A 1,622-nucleotide genomic window follows, 5' to 3' on the forward strand; every position below is an offset into this window, starting at 1 on the left:
GCCGACTGGCACTTCTCCCATCCCAACATCGCCCGATACTGCCCGCAATTCCGCCTGCAAAGCGATAAAGCCGACGAGCTGAACGAATACCTGATCGACTGCTGGAACCGCGTCGTTACCCCGCAAGACACTGTGTACAACCTCGGCGATGTCTGCTTTGCCAAAAAGCCCGCACACATCGAAGCCGTGCTGCAACGGCTTAACGGGCAACACCATTTGATCTACGGCAACCACGACTACCTGATTTGGCAAAACGAAGCACATTTCCTCAACACGCGCAAAGCCGACGGCCATCCGTTGCTCTCGTCCGCCAGCCATTACCTGCGGCTCAAACTGCCCGAAATCGGCAATACCGCGATTTTGTGCCACTATCCTTTATACGAATGGGACGGTATCCACCACGGCCTATACCACCTCTACGGCCATCTGCACGACCGCATGGCCGCCGTCAAAGGACGTGCCCTCAATGTCGGCTGGGATATGCACGGCCGTTTCCTGACCGCACAAGATATTGACGGCTTCCTGCGCGACCTCCCTGCCATGCAGTATTTCGACGACAAGCAAAATGTTATCGTTGGCAACAGCACGGAAGATGCGGCTGCAAAAGTTCGGGCGAGATTGGCAGCATTGAATGAATGAGCTTTTTATTTTAGAAATGAATTTTCAGGTAGCCTGAATGGTGCGGGCTACCTGGAAAACAGCCGACAGAACAAAAGGACGGGTTTTCAATCCGTCCTTTCCGCATCAGCAATACCGCCAAGTGTCCTGCATAAAATGAATGATCTCGTTTAACGGTACAGGCGAAAGCGTAAACAGCTTGTCCCCTTCCTGCTGCTCCACTTCCAAAATCAACATACAGCCTTCCGACAACTTGCCCTGTCGATCAAATTCCAATTCTTTGATTTTGACCGACCGGGTGATGCCGTTATCCGCCAAGTTCTGCCGGTATGCCTCGCCCGTGTGCCCGTAAAAATGGTAGGCAAACGCCAGCTGGTCCAGCACATCGGCAATCTCTTCCGCGCCGTAACCGCTTTGGCTGTCGGCGGGCTGGTCGTGCGTTATCAACACATCGGGATCGTGTTTGTTTTTCAGGCAGTCTTTAATAAAGCAGCGCAAGGTTTGCCGTTCATACTCCTGAATAAATTCGCCGTGCGGCCGCTGTTTCCTATCGCCAATGCGCCCGATGCCGAGAATTTCCAACTGTTCTCCATCCTTCTGCAACACAAACGGCTCGCCCGTTTTCAGCACCCAAACGCGTTGGTATGCATCAATCGGAAAAGCAGCCTGCACACTTTGCTGTTCTAGTTCATCCAAAAATTCATGGTCTTCATGATTGCCGCGTACGCAGAGCATATTGAGGTTGAGCCGCTCGAGGAATTGGGCGATCGGCGGCTTGGCGTGCACAAAATCATCCATAAAGCCCAATTCGTCGCGGTCTCTTGCCGCATGACGCAGCGTGGCCTTGTCCATACGGCTCTTATCCGGAAATGCGCCCATATCGCCGCATTGGACAATTAAGTCTATGGATTTGCCGGTGGTTTGCTGGTAGTGGTGCGCCAGCTTGAAGGGGAGCAGGAATTTGCCGTGGATGTCGGCGAACAGGGCAAGGCGGATCATGGGAA

General features: G+C 53.3%; 2 protein-coding genes. One reads left to right on the plus strand and one right to left on the minus strand.

All coding sequences use genetic code 11. The features are described 5' to 3' along the window. Window positions 1-639: hypothetical protein (locus tag HMPREF9098_RS11050; protein WP_003784916.1), on the plus strand; the 639-nt coding region annotated here is incomplete at its 5' end. A gap of 105 nt (window positions 640-744) precedes the next feature. Here HMPREF9098_RS11050 and HMPREF9098_RS11055 read toward each other — a convergent pair. Further along, window positions 745-1,622 (minus strand): metallophosphoesterase family protein (locus HMPREF9098_RS11055; protein ID WP_003784917.1); only part of this gene is annotated, 878 nt, incomplete at its 5' end.

Source organism: Kingella denitrificans ATCC 33394, assembly GCF_000190695.1.
GTDB classification, from domain to species: Bacteria; Pseudomonadota; Gammaproteobacteria; order Burkholderiales; family Neisseriaceae; genus Kingella_A; species Kingella_A denitrificans.